A 16,529-nucleotide genomic window follows, 5' to 3' on the forward strand; every position below is an offset into this window, starting at 1 on the left:
TTCATGTTGCTTAGACCAGTTCGATCGCCCTGCCGAACGGACTGGTCTTTCCGTTTCCGCGTGCACGACATCGGCAGTTGTTCTCCGCGCGCGGAATACCATACATCGTCCAAATTATTTGTCTAGGGGTTTACCCACATGTAAATCTGGGGTAATCTCACTTTCAGACAGGCTCGGATCGGTCCCGGAAAACACCCGGACGGGTGCGGGCCACCAGATGATTGGGTGAAGACGATGGTGGAACTGAAGAAGATGACGGAACTGAAATCGGACTTCGTTCCGATGGGCGAAGTCAGCGCCGATGAGCGCTCCCGCATGGCGTTCGGCAAAGCCGGAGTGCGCCGCGATGATCGTTATGCTGTCGCCGTGAACGCTGAGGGCGAAATCCTTCTGACTCCGCTCGTGTCCATCCCTCGCCGCGAGCTCCTGGTCTGGGACGACGAAGGCATCCGTGCTGCCCTGGTACGTGGCCTCGAGCACAGTAGCAAGGAAGAGACAAGCGAGGGTGGCGACTTCACCCGATACGCCGATGAAGAGCATGCCGTCGACGACTCCGCTGCACCGGCCGAGTCCCAGTCATGAGTTTCACGCTCCTTCTCACGAGGGAAGCGGCATCGGGACTGTCCATTCTTGAAACGAAACCACAGCTGGTCGGCCGCCTCAAACGAGTGCGCACCGCACTCGGACGGCTGCAACTGAACCCCGACGACCCGGCGTTGCGCTCACACAAATACGTGTCGCTCGCCGGCAAGAAGGGTGAGGCCGTCTGGGACTCTTACATCGAGCACCGCACGCCGACGGCCGGCCGCATCTACTGGCACTACGGCCCGGGGCTCGACCGCATCACCGTGGTGATCATCACACCGCACCCGTAGCGCTGCCCGCGCCGATCTGGGTGCGCTACGCTAACCGCTATTTATCAACCGGCGTAGCGGCTACCCAGATCGGGTGCGGTCATCCCGACAGCGGATACCCCTCCAGCGGATGCGTAGTAAGGGGGCTGTGTCCTAGAACGGGTGGAGCAGCCGGTGCAGAAACTGGCGCGTGCGTTCTTGCTGCGGGTGCCGCAGCAGCTGTTTCGGGTCTCCACGCTCGACGATGGTGCCGCCGTCCACGAAAGCGATTTCGTGCGCGACCTCGCGGGCGAATTCAAGTTCGTGGGTGACGATGACCATGCTCCAGCCCTCGTCGGCCAGCTCCTTGATCAGCCGCAGAACGTCACCGACAAGTTCCGGATCGAGAGCCGAGGTCGGTTCGTCGAACAGAAGGAGCTGCGGGCGCAGTGCGAGGGCCCGCACGATTCCGACCCGCTGCTGCTGGCCGCCGGAGAGTTCGAAGGGGTAGCTGTTCTGCTTGTCGGTCAGTCCGACCCGGTCGAGCAGCACGAGCGCCTCGGCCGTGACCGCGGCGACTGGGCGGCGCTGCACGACGATCGGTCCCTCGATCACATTCTGCAGCACTGTTTTATGCGGAAACAGGTTGTAGTGCTGAAAGACCATGGCCGACCGATCGCGGAGGCCTGCGAGCTGCTTCGACGTGGTCTTCGCCGTGAAATCGACGCCCACCGGCCCGGACGTCGTGGCAGCGCGACCCGGAGCCTGCCCGGCGGCTGCGGCGACCTCGATGGTGCCGCCGTCGGGTAACTCCAGCCCATTCAGGCAGCGCAAGATCGTGGTCTTGCCGGAGCCGGACGGGCCGATCAGGGCGAGCACGCGGCCGCGGTCCACGGTGAGGTCCACCGATTCCAGCACCCGGTTGCTGCCGAAACTCTTCTGCAGTCCCCGAACTCGCAGCAGCCAGGCGGATGCCGCGGCATCCGCCTGGCTGCTCGACGCGGGAATATCAGCGGGCGACATAGCGGTCCAATCGCTTTTCGAGAAAACCCTGCCCGGTGGAGAGAACGAGACAGATGACCCAGTAGATGAGGGCTGCTTCGAGATAGAGCAGCATGAACTTGTTGCTGAACGCAGCCACTTGCTGCGCCTCGCGAAAAAGCTCGGTGACCAGGATGAGCGAGGCCAGCGAGCTGTCTTTCACCAGACTGATGAACGTATTCGACAACGGCGGCACCGACACCCGGGCGGCCTGCGGCAGGATGATTCGGGTGAGCGCTCGACCGTGGGACATGCCGATCATGTAGGCCGCTTCCCACTGGCCCTTGGGCACTGAGAGAATCGCGGCGCGGATGACCTCGGCCGCATAGCCGCCGACGTTGATCGAGAACGCCAACACGGCGCTCGGCCACGGCTCGATCGTCACGCCGATTGATGGGAGTCCGTAGAAGATCACGAACAGCTGCACGAGCAGCGGGGTACCGCGCACTAGAGAGATGTAGCCGCGCGCGATGCCAGACAGCCAGCGCTTCGCCGACAGCCGCATCAGCGCGAGAACGAGCGCGAGCACGAGACCGATCGCGAACGACGTCAGGGCTAGCGGGATCGTGCCCCGCACCGCGCCGTCGAGCATCGGCCAGAGCGAGTTGACGAACAACTCCCAATCAGGCTGGATCATCGAATGAGTGTCACTGGCTGACGTCGGCGCCGAAGTACTTATCGGAGAGCTCGGCGAGCGTTCCGTCGACGCTGAGGGTCGCGAGCGCTTCGCTCACGGCCTCGGCCAGTGCGGTGCCGTCCTTTGCGAAGGCGAAGGCGCTCTCCGAGCGGTCCTCGGTTTCGGCGGCGATCTTCAGGTTTTTGGCGCCGGTGGACTTCTGGTAGTCGAGGAAGGTCAGTTTGTCATTGATGGTGGCATCCACCCGGCCCTGTTCGACCAGGGCGACGGATTGGGCCCAGCCCTCGACGCCTTCGACGGTCGCGCCGCTTTCGGTGGCGAGGGCGTTCCAATTGCTGGTCAGCGACTGCGCCGTGGTCAGGCCGTCGAGGCTCGCGAATGAGGTGATCGATGTGTTGTCGGCGGGAACGACGATGACACCGGTCGAGTAGGTGTACGGCGTGGAGAATTCGTAGGCCTTGAGGCGTTCCGGAGTGATCGACACCTGGTTGGCGATGGTATCCCAGCGCCCGGCGGTGAGGCCGGCGAAGATACCGTCCCATTGGGTTTCTTCAAACTTCGCGTCGACGCCTAACTCTGCAGCAACGGCCCGTGCCACCTCAACGTCGTAGCCGGTGAGCTCACCTGAACCGTCTTGGTGGAACGAGAACGGCCGGTAGGTGCCCTCGGTACCGATAACGAGGGTGCCGGCGTCCTGCACGCTGCTAAGCGAATCGTCGGTGCCGGTCGCGGCGTCAGTGTTGTTTGCTGCGGAGCAGCCCGTCAGAGTGAGGGCAACGATCGATAGGACAGCGGCCGGAATGAATCTGAGCTTCATGAAAACAAACGCCTAACAAAATAGAGGGAGCGAACGCGGGATGTGCGCAACGGCCCGGAAAGGTGAGGAGGCCACGGGTAGCGGCGTCTCACAGTAACAAGGCGCCACCCGCCGTGAATATTCCGGTTACGTTCCATGAAGCCGCGATACCGGCCGCCTCATTACGAACGCAGGGCGAGGGCGAACGGTAGCACCGCTCCGGCACCGTGCTGGCGCAATAGTCGGCTCGCCACCGTCACGGTCCACCGACTATCGGCTAAATCGTCAATGAGCAGAATCGGGCGGCCAGCGAAGGGGGCGAGGGCCGCGGCCAACTCGGGACCGACCGCAAAGCGCTCCCACACGCTCGATAACCGGTAGGCGCTGTTGCCGCCCGGCTCACCGGTGGGGCCACCGTTTGACCAGTCCAAGGTACCGAGAAGCGGCAGTCGCCCCACCGACGACAGCGACTGCGTCACCGAGTCGATCAAGAGCGGATGCCGCCGCGACGGCATCGAGATAATGGCTGCCGGTCGTTCAGTCCAGCCCCACTCGGCCAGTACGCGAACGCAGGCGGCCAGCATGGCCGGCGGCGCGGCGGTATCCGCTGCCCCGATCGCGAACATCTCACGGAGGGGACCGCCCCAGCCGAGGTCGGTGAGACGGGCGAGCGCACGGCCGGGTTCGGCGCGTTCGGTCAGGGGAATCTTGCCGGAGGCTGCGACGCCAAGGCTGCTCATGCCGGTGGGCCACTGGGCGCGCACGCCGATAGCAACGCCGACCCGGTCGAGCGATTGCGCGGCGGTCGTGGCCGCGTCCTCGGCAACATCGACCGGATACCAGAAGCCCTGACAGTTATCGCAGCGGCCACAGGCCTCGGCGGTGTCGTCGTCGAGGGCGCGCTGCAGAAATTCCATGCGGCAATCGGTCGTGCTTTGAAACTCCAACATCGCCCGCTGCTCGCCGAGCCGGGCCTCTTTGATGCGATCATAGCGCTCAGCGTCGTACACCCAGGGCTGCCCGGTGGACTGCCAGCCGCCTTTGACCCGGTGAACCGCGCCGTCAACATCGAGCACCTTGAGCAGGAGTTCCAGGGGAGTGCGTTTGAGATCGACCCGAGCCTCCAGAGCGGGAGTTGACAGGGGTCCGCCCGCCGCTTCGAGTGCGCCGATCACGGCGAGAGCCTTGGTCTGACTTGGCATCGACGCAGTTGAAAAGTAGTGCCAGATTGCCTCGTCTTCGGCGCCGGGTAAGAGAAGAACGTCAGCCGACGCGGTGGCGCGGCCGGCACGACCGACCTGCTGGTAGTACGCCACAGGGGAGGAGGGCGCACCCAGATGCAGCACGAAGCCGAGGTCGGGTTTGTCGAACCCCATGCCGAGGGCGCTCGTGGCGATCAACGCCTTGACCTGGTTGCTTTTGAGCAATCCCTCGGATTCTTCCCGTTCGGCCGTATCGGTTTGCCCGGTGTAAGCGCGCACAGCATGGCCAGCTTCCTGCAATAACCGGGCGGTGTCTTCGGCGGTGGCCACGGTGAGGGTATAGATGATTCCACTGCCCGGTAACTCAGCCAGGTGGCTGAGTAGCCAGGCCAGGCGGGCACGCGAATCGGGCAGACGCAGCACGCCCATCCGAAGCGAGGAGCGGGCGAGCGGTCCGCGAATGGTGACGACCTGAGCACCGCCTGCATCAGCTTCGTCGGCACCCGCGCCGTAATGACCAGTCGCGCCGTGAAGACCCGTCGCGACCATGCCGACCTGCTCCGCGACATCCTGCACGACCCGGCTGTTGGCGGTCGCCGTCGTGGCGAGTACGGGCACGCCCGCCGGCATCTGCGCGATCAGATCGCGCAGGCGGCGGTAGTCCGGGCGAAAATCGTGGCCCCAGTCGGAGATGCAGTGCGCTTCATCGACCACGAGCAGGCCCACCCGAGCGATCAGGGCGGGCAGCTGCTCATCGCGAAAAGACGGGTTGTTGAGGCGTTCCGGTGACACGAGCAGCACATCGACCTCATCCGCGTCGAGTTGACGAAGTACGTCGGCCCACTCGTGCGCGTTGGCGGAGTTAATCGACACAGCGCGAACGCCGGCCCTGGCCGCTGCGGCTACCTGGTCCCGCATTAGGGCCAGGAGCGGCGATACCAGAATGGTCGGGCCGGCACCCTGGCGTCGCAGCAGCAGGGTGGCCACAAAATACACGGCCGATTTGCCCCATCCGGTGCGCTGCACGACGAGCGCGCGCCGACGGTAATCGACGAGAGTTTCGATGGCCTCGTACTGTCCGGTGTGAAAGTCGGCATCGTCTCGCCCCACCAGGGTGCGCAGAATGGCCAAAGCGGATGCGCGGGTGTCGGTCATCCTTCAAGGGTGCCAGATGCCGCCGACATTCCTGCGCCCCGAAAATCCATTCCGCTCGGCCGACTTTGCGCGTACTGTTGCGCGCATCGCGATACCGTGACCGGCTCGCCGTACCTGCCAGCGCGAGGGCGACCAGAGGAGTGCGCCATGCGGGCAACCAGCGACCGAGACAGTGCTGCCGCGCCGGCGACGCCCTCAGGGACCGCCGATCGGGCAACACTGCGAGCCGGGGGAGTGGCGGTCATCATTGCCGGGCTCGGAGGCATCTTGTCGGTGACGCTCGAACTCCTGCCACCGGCTCTGGGCTTTGACGACACCGATAACCCCGTAGTGAGCCTCGATTATCTGCGCCAATATCCGCAGATTTACCCCGTGGTCGGGGTCACGGTATTCGTCATGGCTATCGCTGACATCGTGGCGAGTTTCGCCGTCTCAGACGCGCTGGCACCACGCACGAGCAGCATTACTCGCCGAAGCCTGAGCGCGCTCGGACTCTTGACGGCTGCATTCCTGTTCATGCACGGGGTCCTGCGCGAGTCGGTGGGGCCGTTGCTCTACGTCGACGCAATGAACAGTGGATGGGGCGAGTCCGCCTACCTGACCATTTTAATGTTGGGAACCCATGGGTTCGCTCAGGCGAGCCTCCTTGCGCTGGGTTTCTGGGCGGTGGGGATCAGCGTCGCCGGGGCACGCTCCCACGCCCTTCCGATCTGGTTGTGCGTCTTGGGGGTCATCTCCGGGCTCCGGCTGGTGATTCTCATCGCTGGTCCCTTCCTGACGGCAGCCAATGTCGACCTGCCCGGGTTCTTCTGGTTTGGCTCGGTGGCGCTGATCCCACTAGGAATGCTGTGGTGGCTTGCGCTCGGAGTCGTGCTGCTGGTCAAATCCCGCTCCCGCCGCGCGTAATTCTCACCCACATGGAGCAGGCGGCTCAACCAACGCCACTCGGCCGCCTCGAAACGGTTGCGCCGTGCGTGTCGCGGGGCATGCGTCGCCGGCGAGGGAGATCGCTCAGTAGGCTCGGTGGGTGAATGTGATTCAGGAGATCGAAACGCGACTGCCGGAACAGGCCGTCGTCGGTTTTCGCCGACTCATCGGGCAGGCCCGAGTGAACGATTCGATCTTGCTGCAGGAGCGCGCAATGGCGCGCATGGTTGCTCCGGCACAGTGGATACTGACCAGGGTCGGGGCCGACGGCATCCGCTTGACCAAGGCCGGGCACCTGCCGCCGGCGGTCGTTCTTGAAGCCTCCGCCGAGCTCGACTGGGGCTGGCCGATCAGCGTCAACCGCGAAGTACACCTGCGGCCGTTGCAGGAACTGCGCGGGCACCTGCGCGACGTGGGATTGCTGCGGGTCAGCAAGGGGATGCTCGTGCTCACCAAAAAGGGCGCCGCCCTGTGCGGGTCGCCCCGCGAGCTCTGGTGGCATCTTGCCCGCACCATTCACCACAGTCGTACGCCCGCCGTGAGCGATGCCACCCGCCTGTTGCTGTTGTTCGTCGCGACCCGTGGCCTGGCCCGCCGCGAAGACTATCTCACGACCCTGTCGCGCGCGCTGGGGTCGCTCGGCTGGGTGCAGTCAGACGGCCAGGAAACCACAACGGAGTCGGTCTGGCACCTCGTCGATACCAAGTGGCGCTTGATCGACCGGCTCGGTGCGTTCGAACAGACCGAGGCCTTACACGGCGACCGCGGCACGGTGACCGTCGGTGGTGCCGCCTTCGCGCGCGCCGCGTTGCAGTCCGACGCACCAGCCGACCCGCCAGCCGATTCGTAGCACGCGGCCCGCGGCATCCGCTGCCCCGTGCGGGTGGTTGGATGGATGAATGGATGCCTACACCGCTGATTTCTCCGCCTTTCTGCAAGCGTCACCGTCGTCATACCACGCCGCCGCCGAGGTGGCCCGGCGCCTGGATGTGGCCGGTTTTACCCGGCTCGACGAGTCGGAGAGCTGGACGACCGACGAGGCCAGCAACCACTACGTCGTGCGCGACGGCGCCGTCATCGCCTGGTCGCAGACGGTCGGCGCCGGTCCCGTTACCCCGTTTCGCATCCTCGGCGCCCACACCGACTCTCCGGGTTTCAAACTCAAGCCCAAGCCCACGATCGGCGCACACGGCTGGCTGCAGGCCGGCGTCGAGGTGTACGGCGGTCCGCTGCTGAACTCCTGGCTGGACCGCGAGCTCGAACTTGCCGGCCGCCTGGTCACCCGAGACGGCACCGAGCATCTCGTGCGCACCGGAGCGTTCCTGCGCATGCCCCAGCTCGCCGTTCACCTCGATCGCGAGGTGAACAACGGCCTGACCCTCGACAGGCAACGTCACCTCACTCCCGTTTTCGGCGTCGGCGACGCATCAGAGGCCGACCTCGTGGCCCACCTCGCCGACCTGGCCGGATTGCGGGCAGCGGAGATCGCCGGTTATGACATCCTCACCGCGGACACCCAGTTGCCCGCCACCTTCGGTCTCGGGCAGCAGTTGTTCGCAGCCGGCCGCCTCGACAATCTCTCCTCGGTTTATGCGGGTTTGCAGGCTCTCATCGCGACCAGCAACCAGGCAACCGACGGCCCGATCAGCGTGCTCGCCGCGTTCGACCACGAAGAACTCGGCTCGCAGTCCCGCTCGGGCGCGAGTGGCCCGCTACTCGACGATATTCTCACCCGCATTGGCCACGGCCTCGGCGCGACCGGGTCAGAGCGGCTGCAGGCTTACGCCGAATCCTGGTGTCTGTCCGCCGACGCCGGTCATGCCGTGCACCCGAACTATCCCGAACGGCACGATCCGACGAACCGGCCCATTCTCGGTGGCGGCCCGTTGCTCAAGATCAACGCCAACCAGCGCTACGCGACGGATGCCCATGGCGCCGCCCTCTGGGCTCGCACCTGCGCCCAGGCGAACGTCGACTACCAGGAATTCGTTTCGAACAACACGGTTCCCTGCGGTTCGACCATCGGACCGCTGACCGCGACTCGGCTCGGCATTCGCGTCGTCGACGTGGGTGTGCCCCTGCTGTCGATGCATTCGGCCCGCGAACTCTGCCACGTCAACGATCCGCAGGCGCTCAGCGCGGCCGCAAGCGCCTTCTTCGCACCGGAGCTGTGACGGTGCGCCTGAGCCACGGCCCGATCTGACCGAGAAACTAGGTCTCCGAAGTCAATTCTTCGGTGCGGGCGAGACGCGTGAGCCGCGCGCGGGCGGCATCCTCTGACGTCGACGACGGGCCGAGCAAGACGCGCACAAGACCGAGAACGAGCCGGGTACCCCAGATAGCGGGCAGACGGGATCGTTTAAGGCCGAGCATGTCGCGGTATTCGCGAGGAATTGATGCCACGGCGCCAGCGAACATGATGCGATAAAACGGCAGCATGCCCCGGCTGAGCGGCGGATTTCGGATGAAGCTCACCGCTTCGGCCACACGGGAATCACTTTTCAGCGTTCCGGCGCGTCGAAAAGCCTCGAGTTGAGCGGCGAGCTCAGCGGCGGAATGCGGGGCATCCTGCACGCCGATGAGTTCTCCGGCTGTCGCCCATTCGCTGACGTAGCGGTCGGCGCCGCCGGGAATGGCGTCGCCCCACAGCAGGTGGGATTGCAGGAACGCGTCGGTGAAGACGACGTGCACCCAGGACAACAGCTCGGGATCCCCCGCGGCGTAGGCGCGGTCTTCGCCGCGCGAATCGAGGTAGGTTCCGGCGACGCGTTCGTGAAAGTGGGCGACGCGGCCCGATTCGCGCTCGGCCACGACCGTGTCGGCGAAGGTCACCGTGATCAGCCACTGAATCGTTCCCGACAGACGGCCGAGCGGGTCTTGGTGATAGCGGGACCAATCGTGCACACCGGCCATAGCGCCCGGGTGCAGGGTCTGCATGAGCAGGGCGCGAATGCCTGCGACCATGGTCGCCATACCGCCGTGCACCGCCCAGGCCGCACTTCCGGGACCGAAGAATCCGGCATTGTCGCCGGTCTCGATCTGGTCGACCCAGCCGGGCCGCCCATCGCTGTTCCCCGAGAGCGTCACCAGAAGGTGCGAGCGCCAGCTATCCGTGAATCTGGTCATTCAAGATGGTAGCTCCGCCTCGCTGGACGCCCGCCGCGAACGAAGGCAACGTGAGCGGTTGAGGTTCGAAGTTCTGGCCGGGCGCAGGTAAGGATCTACACAGGATCTGGCTTTACCCACAAGCCCCCGAACGGGTGATCGCGACGAGACGAGTTTGCAGATAACTTCGCAGAACAAGATTGTGGAGTGTGACCATGCCCGAACGTGGATACGCCGTTATTAGTTTGAAAACCACCGGACTGTTTCCGTATCAGCGGGATCGGGTCGTCGAGGTAGCCGTGGTGCACCTCGACGAGGGTGGTCACATTTCTGCGCGCTGGCAGACCGTCATCAACCCCGGCAGCAACGCCGGTGACGTGGCGAACCATGACATCAGCACGGCGGAGCTGCTGCGAGCGCCGACCTTCGAGCAGATCGCACCACGACTGGTCCAGCTGCTGCGCGGCCGAGTGTTGGTGACCCACAACGCCCAGTTCGTCACCGGATTTCTGATGCGGGAATTCGAGCTGATTGGCTATGCCCCCGGGCGCGGGCTCGAGGCGGTCTGCACCATGCATTTAGCCCGCAACTACCTGCCGGGAGCCGGCCGGCTGCTCATCGATTGCTGTGCCGCCTACGACATCGAGATCGACCCAGGTCCCGGCGCGCTGGTGCAGGCCGTGGCGTGTTCCAGCCTGTTGGCGGCCTACTTGCACGGCGCACCCAGCGCGACACCGTGGATCAACGCCCTGGATAGAGCCGAGCAGTGCGACTGGCCGACGATCGCGGGTTCCAGTGCCGCGCAGTGGGTGCAGCGCGACCCGTCGATGACGATCGATGACGTGCCGACGCCGAGTTTTCTGGCCAGGGCGGCCGTGAAGCTCCCCGACTACACCGGCCCGGAGCAAAACCTCGACTATCTCGCCCTGCTCGATCTGTGCCTGCTCCATCGCGTGCTCTCGCCTCGCCAAACGCGTGAACTTTACGTTCTGGCCGAACTGAGTGGGATCACAGCGGCTGATCGTGCCGCCCTGCATCTTCGGTACTTTAACGACCTCGTGCGTGTGGCCTGGTGCGACGGCGCCCTCAGCGTCGAAGATTCAGCAGACCTGATCGCGGTCGCCCGCATGCTCGACGTCGCTCCCGAGGCCACCGCCGCCGCGCTGGCCGCACCCACATCGCGCGCTCGCCCGCCGATGGCCTCGATCGGCACGGTGCTGCTGGAACAGGGCGACATCGTGGTGCTGACCGGTGAAATGGCCCGCGCCCGCTCCGACTGGGGCCGGGAACTCGTCGCGCGCGGCCTCTCCCTCGGCACAGCGGTCACCCTGCGCACCCGGCTGCTCGTTGCCGCCGACCCGGAGTCGATGACCGGCAAAACCGGCAAAGCCCGCGACTACGGCATTCCCATCGTCTCCGAATTCGGCCTGCGGTCTCTCATCGGAGTGCGCTGACCTAGATCAGGCCACGCAGATACTCCTCGACGGTCACTCCGCTGACCGCGGCCCGCTGAACCACACGCCGGTGCTCCGCGGTGCTCAGCGACAGGGTCACCCGGTGCAGCTCCCCGTTGCTGCGCATCGCGTCGGGGCCGTGCGGGTCGGTCAGGTCGCGGTAGTCCTCGCCGACCTCCTGGTTGAGGTCGTCGAGGTCGTCAAAGGAGAATAGCTCGTCGTGCGCGTAGGCACCGGCCCGTTCGGTGACCCGCTCCGTCGTCAAGGTCGGAGCACTGCTGCCAGCGGATGCTGCTGCCCGCGGCGGAACCTTCGGTTCAGTTCCCGCCTGGACGCCGCGAAAACCCGGTCCGGCCGGCGCGGACCGCCCACGCTGAAAAGCTTCGGCCGCACCGCGCGCACGCACATCGGCGGCCTCGTTGAGCGGATGCCCCACGTGACCCTTCACCCATTCGAATCGGTACCGGCGCCCGGCGATGGCCTCGTCGATTTCCTGGAGCAAGTCCAAATTCATGACGGGCTTGCCGTCGCCCTTCCGCCAGCCCTTGGCCTTCCAGCCCTTCATCCACTTGGTCACAGAATTGATCACGTACTGGCTGTCGCACAGCACGAGCAGGTCGTCGTCCAGGTGCGCGGTGGCCCGAAACAGTTCGAGAACGGCCTTCAACTCACCCTGGTTGTTGGTCGCGTGCTTCCAGCCGCCGGCCGCCCAACAGGAGTCGTCGACGTACCAGGCCCAGCCGGCCGGTCCGGGGTTTCCGAGGGCAGAACCGTCGGCGGCGGCGGTGATCGTCATGTGCAGGCCTTTCCAACAGCGTCCCGTTCGGGCGCAGGTTGTTCCAGTCTGCCACTTCGGGCGTCCGCTGCAGGTATCACCGGGCAAAGGCTTGTCGTGCCGATCGTGTCACGATCGGAGCCGTGGGCACCTTCGGCCGAACCCGCCGCGCAGGCATCGTTTTACGCATTCCTCGCAAAAATGTTACAGCCCGAGAAAATGCTGAGGTTTACCCGGTTTTGTTCGGGGTGTGGCGGTTACACTGCTGCACGACCGTCTTGATTCGAGGGAGATTACGCATGCTTCAAAACCTGACCGGCTGGCACTTCCTGATCATTCTTGTCGTGATCCTGCTGTTGTTCGGCGCTCCGAAACTGCCAGGGTTGGCCCGCAGCCTCGGCCAGTCGATGAAAATCTTCAAGAGCGAGATTACGCCGGACCGCACCGAGGACGCCACGCCGGACCGGACCGAGGACGCCACGTCAGACCGGAAATGGACGGGAAAGACCCCCGCCGACCCGTCTGACCGCTCCAGCGCCGACGCCAGCACCGACTCGAGCGGCCCCCCGAACCCGAAGGCCTAGACCAGATGGTTGTGCAGGGTGTGCGCAGCGCCGCGTATAAAGGTGAAAACAAAGGCAAGATGTCGCTCGGGCAGCACCTGCTGGAGCTGCGCAAACGACTATTCCTGGCGGCGCTGGGTATTCTGCTCGGGGCGATTGCCGGCTGGCTGCTGTCGAGTTTCGTCTGGGACGGCCTGCGCGAACCGATCTACGCCATCGTTCGTGCCCAGAACCGCAACGCGCAGATCAACTATCCCGATATCACGAGTGCGTTCGACCTTAAACTGCGCATCTCGTTTTACGTGGGGCTAATCGTCTCGAGCCCGGTGTGGCTGTACCAGATCTTCGCTTTTCTCACCCCTGGGCTCACCCGCCGGGAGAAGCAGTACACGTTCGGTTTCTTCTTCACGGCCGTACCGCTGTTTTTGACCGGGTGCGCGGCCGGCTGGTACGTGCTTCCGCACGTGGTCGAGCTCATGACGAGCTTCGCTCCCCGGCAAGATGCCGCGTTCATCAACGCGCAAAACTACTTCGATTTCGTGCTCAAACTCATGATTGCCATTGGGATTGCGTTCGTGCTGCCGGTATTCATCGTGCTGTTGAACTTCGCCGGGGTAATCAGTGCCCGGTCTATCATCAAGTCCTGGCGGTTAGCGATACTCGTGATCATTCTGTTCACGGCGATCGCGACCCCGGCGGCCGATCTGGTTTCCATGTTCCTGCTCGCCATTCCCATGGTGGTGCTCTATTTCGCCGCTTACGGCATCGCCGTGCTGCACGATCGTCGCGTCGCTCGGCGCGTTCCCCCGGTCGGTATCGACGGGCTGTTGCTCTGACCCGTCGTCGACGGCCGGCATCCGCTTGAATGGTGCTCCCTCGCGCCCTAATTAGGTGCGGACCCCGCAATCACTACAAAGTGAGCATAGTTCTTATCGTTTGATTACGTGCCCTGTCCAGCCTTTCAGAAGATTGCTTTTCGCGGGTAGGTTGCCGGTGTTGCTTCAGACTCACCTGGCATTTTCGCCCATCGATAGGAGAACAAGGATGTTCGATCAGAGTTTTATTACCAACGCCATCAACCGCAGCGCCGAGAATTCCTCGGACCGCCGAAACTTTCTGCGCGCTGCCGGTGTAGCCGGTTTCGGAGTGGGAGCGGCGATGCTCGCCACCGGTGGCCCTGCGCTGGCCGCCGAAGCGGCCGCGGTTCCGGCGGCCGCTCCGAGCGATGCATCTATTCTGAACTTCGCTCTCAACCTGGAATACCTCGAGGCCGAGTTCTATCTGCGGGCGACGACCGGCAGAGGGCTGCCCGACAACCTGACCACGGGAACCGGCACTCGCGGTGGCGTGACCGGCGGCCGCATGGTGCACTTCAAGACGGGGATCATCAAGAAGTACGCCGATGAGATCGCCGCCGACGAGAAGGCCCACGTGGCGTTCCTGCGGTCGGCGCTCGGCAGCGTCGCTGTGTCGCGCCCGGCGATCAACCTCGATGCGAGCTTCACCGCTGCCGCGCAAGCGGCCGGGCTGATCAAGCCAGGACAGAAATTTGACGTCTACGCCAATGAGGCGAACTTTCTGTTCGGGGCGTTCATCTTCGAAGACGTCGGAGTTACCGCTTATAAGGGTGCAGCGCCCCTGATCACGAACAAGACCTTCCTCGAAGCGGCCGCCGGTTTGCTCGCGGTTGAGGCGTACCACGCCGGTGTTATTCGAAGCACGCTCTACGCACTCGGGATCGCGCTTCCCTCGGTCTACTCGACCGCGCAGGCCATCTCCGATGTGCGCGACGCCGTCGACGGCCCGACCGATCTCGACCAGGGCATCGGCAACGCGTCGAAGGCCAACCTCGTGCCGACCGACGCCAACGGGCTGGCCTACAGCCGTAGTGCGGCCCAGGTGCTCAACATCACCTACCTCAATGCTGCGCCGGTGCGCTCGGGTGGGTTCTTCCCGGCTGGAGTGAACGGTGTCATCAACATGAGTGGCGCTAACGGCTAAACACCGACGTCGAAGGGCGCGGGAGTTGCGCGGGAGGCGGACGGAACTCCCGCGCACTGGCGCAGGTCGAGGGTAGCGTGTGGCGCTAGCGCCGCGCCCACCGATCGCCTGCTGCTGGCCGGCGGAATGTGCACCCACAGGGTGTCGGTGACCAACCTGGACGAGGTCGATGACGAGCTCCTTGGCTGGCTGCGCGCCGCGTACGAAGGCAACTGACGGGGGCATCACGGCGCGACTGAGGCGCACGCTTATGCGCATGCCGGTGCTGCTGTACCGACGCAGCAACGGGCGCATCGGCGGCCGGATTCGCGGAGTATCGGTGCTGCTGCTCACCGTGCCCGGTCGCAAGACCGGCACCCAGCGGGTCAGCCCGAGACGGACACCGAGATTTCGTGCAGTCCGGTGGCTCCGTTGGGGGCGACGTCGGCGGTGGCCGACGTTTGAACGAGGCCCGCGGCATCCGTTGCCCGCACCTTCAGACGGTGGTCTCCGGCGCTCGCGTCGTTCCAGGTGTATGCCCACTGCCGCCAGGTATCGACCGAGATCGCGTCGGCGAGGGTGGCGTCTCGCCACGGACCGTCGTCGATCTGCACGGCGACGGCGCTGACGCCGACGTGTTGGGACCAGGCGACGCCCGCGATGACGACCGAGCCGGCGGGAACCGAGGTGCCCTGGCGGGGCACGTCGATGCGCGAGGAGAGCTTGACCGGTCCCAGTTCGGACCAGCCGCGCGGAGTCCAGTAGCCCTGTTCCTGGTCGAACCGGGTGAGCTTAAGCTCTACCACCCACTTCGTCGCCGAGACGTAGCCGTACAGGCCGGGCACGACCATTCGCACCGGGTAGCCGTGTTCCAGGGGAAGCGGTTCACCGTTCATTCCGACGGCGAGAATGGCGTTGCGGCCGTCGGTGAGCGCCTCGATCGGGGTGCCGGCGGTGAAGCCGTCCTGGCTGGTGGAGAGCACCATGTCGGCACCGCTCGTTGGCCCGGCGCGGGCCAACAGCTTGCGGATCGGGTAGCCGAGCCAGGTGGCGTTGCCGATCAGGTCGCCGCCGACGTAGTTGGACACGCAGGCCAGGGTGGTCGTGCTCTCCTCGAGCGGCAGTGCGAGCAGTTCGGCGAAGTCGATCTCGATCTCGTTCTCGACCATCCCGGTGATTTTAAGCCGCCAGGTGGTGGGGTCGATGCGCGGCACGCTCAGGGCAGTGTCGATGCGGTAGAAGTCGGCGTTTGGAGTGATCAGCGGGGTGATTCCCGCTACGTCCAGGCTCGCGCCGGCCGGTATCGCGGCCTGGCGAACGGATGCCGCGGGCAGCGTGAACAGTGCGCGCGCGGCATCCGCTGCCCGGGTGGCTGCGGCGCTGAGCTGGCCGCCAGCCAGGGCGAGCAGGCCGATACCCGCGGTGATGCCGGTGTAGACCAGAAAGCGGCGGCGGTCGGGACCGGGTGCAGCCTCGGCTGGTGGCTGGGGACGCGGCAGTCGGGTGGTCAGAAAGGTCAGCGCGATGGCCGCTGCGCCCATGGCCACGACGGCCGGCACAGCGTCAAGGGTGGAGGCGCTGGAACGGGACAGCGCCGCGAACAGGGCGATCGCGCCGATGAGTACCACCAGCAGGCGGCCGAATGGCGGGCGGCGACTCTCGAGGATGCCGGCGAGAGCGGCGAGCAGAAGGAGCACGAGCACGATGGTCACGATCAGCACGATTTTGTCGGCCGTGCCGAACAGACCGATCACGAGTTCTTTGACGGCGGCCGGAACAATGTCGATGACGAGGGCGCCGACGGTGAGCACCGGGCTCGCGCCGGGGGCGATCCACGCGGCGGTCAACTCGGCCAGGCCAAGGCCGCCGAGGGCGGCGGCGAGACCGGCGGCCGCCGGGCGCCAGACCCGCCGCGCCACGGGGGCGCGCTGCCGGGTCGGGGTGCTCAACGGAACGGGGGAGGCCATGCCGCCAGCCTAGAACGGACGGCTGGGATTAGCATCCGGTGAGGGTCCTCGGCCCATTTCGTCAGACATCCGTCACATCTTGAGGCTGTGCTGG

General features: G+C 65.3%; 17 protein-coding genes and 1 pseudogene. 11 read left to right on the forward strand and 7 right to left on the reverse strand.

All coding sequences use genetic code 11. The features are described from left to right. Positions 1 to 234 precede the first annotated feature (234 nt). Positions 235 to 582, forward strand: coding sequence for a hypothetical protein (locus tag QMK31_RS13095; protein WP_283501390.1), 348 nt, complete (start codon positions 235 to 237; stop codon positions 580 to 582). Continuing rightward, positions 579 to 875, forward strand: a complete 297-nt coding sequence (locus tag QMK31_RS13100) for a hypothetical protein (RefSeq protein ID WP_092111002.1) — start codon at positions 579 to 581, stop codon at positions 873 to 875. The genes QMK31_RS13095 and QMK31_RS13100 overlap by 4 nt, the downstream gene beginning before the upstream one ends. Positions 876 to 1,007: 132 nt before the next feature. Here the strand turns inward: QMK31_RS13100 and QMK31_RS13105 are convergent, their stop codons facing one another. The 4 genes from QMK31_RS13105 to QMK31_RS13120 form a co-directional block, all read right to left on the reverse strand. Then, positions 1,008 to 1,856: an amino acid ABC transporter ATP-binding protein gene (locus tag QMK31_RS13105; protein WP_283501391.1), complete on the reverse strand. Its 849-nt coding sequence runs from the start codon at positions 1,854 to 1,856 to the stop codon at positions 1,008 to 1,010. Beyond that, entirely contained in the window at positions 1,843 to 2,511 is a 669-nt protein-coding gene (locus QMK31_RS13110; RefSeq protein WP_283501392.1) for an amino acid ABC transporter permease, read from the reverse strand. The genes QMK31_RS13105 and QMK31_RS13110 overlap by 14 nt, the downstream gene beginning before the upstream one ends. 10 nt (positions 2,512 to 2,521) lie before the next feature. Beyond that, on the reverse strand, positions 2,522 to 3,328 hold the full coding sequence (locus QMK31_RS13115) for an amino acid ABC transporter substrate-binding protein (protein ID WP_283501393.1): 807 nt from the start codon (positions 3,326 to 3,328) through the stop codon (positions 2,522 to 2,524). A gap of 161 nt (positions 3,329 to 3,489) precedes the next feature. Further along, complete coding sequence (locus QMK31_RS13120; RefSeq protein ID WP_283501394.1) at positions 3,490 to 5,664, reverse strand: RecQ family ATP-dependent DNA helicase; 2,175 nt, start codon at positions 5,662 to 5,664, stop codon at positions 3,490 to 3,492. Between the two features lie 147 nt (positions 5,665 to 5,811). On the opposite strand from QMK31_RS13120, the gene QMK31_RS13125 reads away from it, so the two are divergent. From QMK31_RS13125 to QMK31_RS13135, 3 genes are all read left to right on the forward strand, one after another. Further along, entirely contained in the window at positions 5,812 to 6,570 is a 759-nt protein-coding gene (locus QMK31_RS13125; RefSeq protein WP_283501395.1) for a hypothetical protein, read from the forward strand. Positions 6,571 to 6,691: 121 nt separating this feature from the next. Continuing rightward, on the forward strand, positions 6,692 to 7,441 hold the full coding sequence (locus tag QMK31_RS13130; RefSeq protein WP_283501396.1) for a hypothetical protein: 750 nt from the start codon (positions 6,692 to 6,694) through the stop codon (positions 7,439 to 7,441). A gap of 49 nt (positions 7,442 to 7,490) precedes the next feature. Next, the gene (locus tag QMK31_RS13135) at positions 7,491 to 8,765 is read left to right on the forward strand and encodes a M18 family aminopeptidase (protein WP_283501397.1); all 1,275 of its coding nucleotides are present in this window, start codon (positions 7,491 to 7,493) and stop codon (positions 8,763 to 8,765) included. Between the two features lie 37 nt (positions 8,766 to 8,802). Here QMK31_RS13135 and QMK31_RS13140 read toward each other — a convergent pair whose 3' ends face one another. Continuing rightward, positions 8,803 to 9,717, reverse strand: a complete 915-nt coding sequence (locus tag QMK31_RS13140) for an oxygenase MpaB family protein (RefSeq protein ID WP_283501398.1) — start codon at positions 9,715 to 9,717, stop codon at positions 8,803 to 8,805. A 194-nt stretch (positions 9,718 to 9,911) separates the two neighbouring features. On the opposite strand from QMK31_RS13140, the gene QMK31_RS13145 reads away from it, so the two are divergent. Next, on the forward strand, positions 9,912 to 11,150 hold the full coding sequence (locus tag QMK31_RS13145; protein WP_283501399.1) for an exonuclease domain-containing protein: 1,239 nt from the start codon (positions 9,912 to 9,914) through the stop codon (positions 11,148 to 11,150). 1 nt (position 11,151) lies between these two features. Here the strand turns inward: QMK31_RS13145 and QMK31_RS13150 are convergent, their stop codons facing one another. Continuing rightward, positions 11,152 to 11,946 carry an RNase H family protein gene (locus QMK31_RS13150; protein WP_283501400.1) on the reverse strand — a complete coding sequence of 265 codons (795 nt, stop codon included), beginning with the start codon at positions 11,944 to 11,946 and terminating at the stop codon, positions 11,152 to 11,154. A gap of 278 nt (positions 11,947 to 12,224) precedes the next feature. Here QMK31_RS13150 and tatA point away from each other — a divergent pair, with 278 nt between their 5' ends. From tatA to QMK31_RS17415, 5 genes and pseudogenes are all read left to right on the forward strand, one after another. Next, positions 12,225 to 12,509 carry a Sec-independent protein translocase subunit TatA gene (gene tatA / locus QMK31_RS13155; protein WP_283501401.1) on the forward strand — a complete coding sequence of 95 codons (285 nt, stop codon included), beginning with the start codon at positions 12,225 to 12,227 and terminating at the stop codon, positions 12,507 to 12,509. A 59-nt stretch (positions 12,510 to 12,568) separates the two neighbouring features. Then, positions 12,569 to 13,324: a twin-arginine translocase subunit TatC gene (gene tatC / locus QMK31_RS13160; protein WP_283501554.1), complete on the forward strand. Its 756-nt coding sequence runs from the start codon at positions 12,569 to 12,571 to the stop codon at positions 13,322 to 13,324. 208 nt (positions 13,325 to 13,532) lie between these two features. Next, a complete protein-coding gene (locus QMK31_RS13165) occupies positions 13,533 to 14,489 on the forward strand; it encodes a ferritin-like domain-containing protein (protein WP_283501402.1) in 957 nt (318 codons plus the stop codon). Between the two features lie 126 nt (positions 14,490 to 14,615). Beyond that, a complete protein-coding gene (locus tag QMK31_RS17410; protein ID WP_502853168.1) occupies positions 14,616 to 14,705 on the forward strand; it encodes a DUF5655 domain-containing protein in 90 nt (29 codons plus the stop codon). Positions 14,706 to 14,745: 40 nt separating this feature from the next. Then, positions 14,746 to 14,805 (forward strand): annotated as a pseudogene (locus tag QMK31_RS17415) (hypothetical protein); the annotation flags it as partial. Positions 14,806 to 14,854: 49 nt separating this feature from the next. Here the strand turns inward: QMK31_RS17415 and QMK31_RS13170 are convergent. After that, on the reverse strand, positions 14,855 to 16,435 hold the full coding sequence (locus QMK31_RS13170) for a molybdopterin-dependent oxidoreductase (RefSeq protein WP_283501403.1): 1,581 nt from the start codon (positions 16,433 to 16,435) through the stop codon (positions 14,855 to 14,857). Positions 16,436 to 16,529: the final 94 nt, after the last annotated feature.

The organism is Cryobacterium sp. PH31-O1, assembly GCF_030063455.1.
Classification (GTDB): domain Bacteria; phylum Actinomycetota; class Actinomycetes; order Actinomycetales; family Microbacteriaceae; genus Cryobacterium.

Excerpts from the sequence above, each read along its gene's own strand:
- QMK31_RS13115 (WP_283501393.1), bottom strand. The coding sequence starts at position 3,328 with ATGAAGCTCAGATTCATTCCGGCCGCTGTCCTATCGATCGTTGCCCTC.
- QMK31_RS13125 (WP_283501395.1), top strand. The coding sequence starts at position 5,812 with ATGCGGGCAACCAGCGACCGAGACAGTGCTGCCGCGCCGGCGACGCCC.
- QMK31_RS13105 (WP_283501391.1), bottom strand. The coding sequence starts at position 1,856 with ATGTCGCCCGCTGATATTCCCGCGTCGAGCAGCCAGGCGGATGCCGCG.
- QMK31_RS13100 (WP_092111002.1), top strand. The coding sequence starts at position 579 with ATGAGTTTCACGCTCCTTCTCACGAGGGAAGCGGCATCGGGACTGTCC.
- QMK31_RS13135 (WP_283501397.1), top strand. The coding sequence starts at position 7,491 with ATGGATGCCTACACCGCTGATTTCTCCGCCTTTCTGCAAGCGTCACCG.
- tatC (WP_283501554.1), top strand. The coding sequence starts at position 12,569 with ATGTCGCTCGGGCAGCACCTGCTGGAGCTGCGCAAACGACTATTCCTG.
- QMK31_RS13110 (WP_283501392.1), bottom strand. The coding sequence starts at position 2,511 with ATGATCCAGCCTGATTGGGAGTTGTTCGTCAACTCGCTCTGGCCGATG.
- QMK31_RS13150 (WP_283501400.1), bottom strand. The coding sequence starts at position 11,946 with ATGACGATCACCGCCGCCGCCGACGGTTCTGCCCTCGGAAACCCCGGA.
- QMK31_RS13170 (WP_283501403.1), bottom strand. The coding sequence starts at position 16,435 with ATGGCCTCCCCCGTTCCGTTGAGCACCCCGACCCGGCAGCGCGCCCCC.
- QMK31_RS13120 (WP_283501394.1), bottom strand. The coding sequence starts at position 5,664 with ATGACCGACACCCGCGCATCCGCTTTGGCCATTCTGCGCACCCTGGTG.
- QMK31_RS13095 (WP_283501390.1), top strand. The coding sequence starts at position 235 with ATGGTGGAACTGAAGAAGATGACGGAACTGAAATCGGACTTCGTTCCG.
- QMK31_RS17410 (WP_502853168.1), top strand. The coding sequence starts at position 14,616 with ATGTGCACCCACAGGGTGTCGGTGACCAACCTGGACGAGGTCGATGAC.
- QMK31_RS13145 (WP_283501399.1), top strand. The coding sequence starts at position 9,912 with ATGCCCGAACGTGGATACGCCGTTATTAGTTTGAAAACCACCGGACTG.
- QMK31_RS13140 (WP_283501398.1), bottom strand. The coding sequence starts at position 9,717 with ATGACCAGATTCACGGATAGCTGGCGCTCGCACCTTCTGGTGACGCTC.
- tatA (WP_283501401.1), top strand. The coding sequence starts at position 12,225 with ATGCTTCAAAACCTGACCGGCTGGCACTTCCTGATCATTCTTGTCGTG.
- QMK31_RS13165 (WP_283501402.1), top strand. The coding sequence starts at position 13,533 with ATGTTCGATCAGAGTTTTATTACCAACGCCATCAACCGCAGCGCCGAG.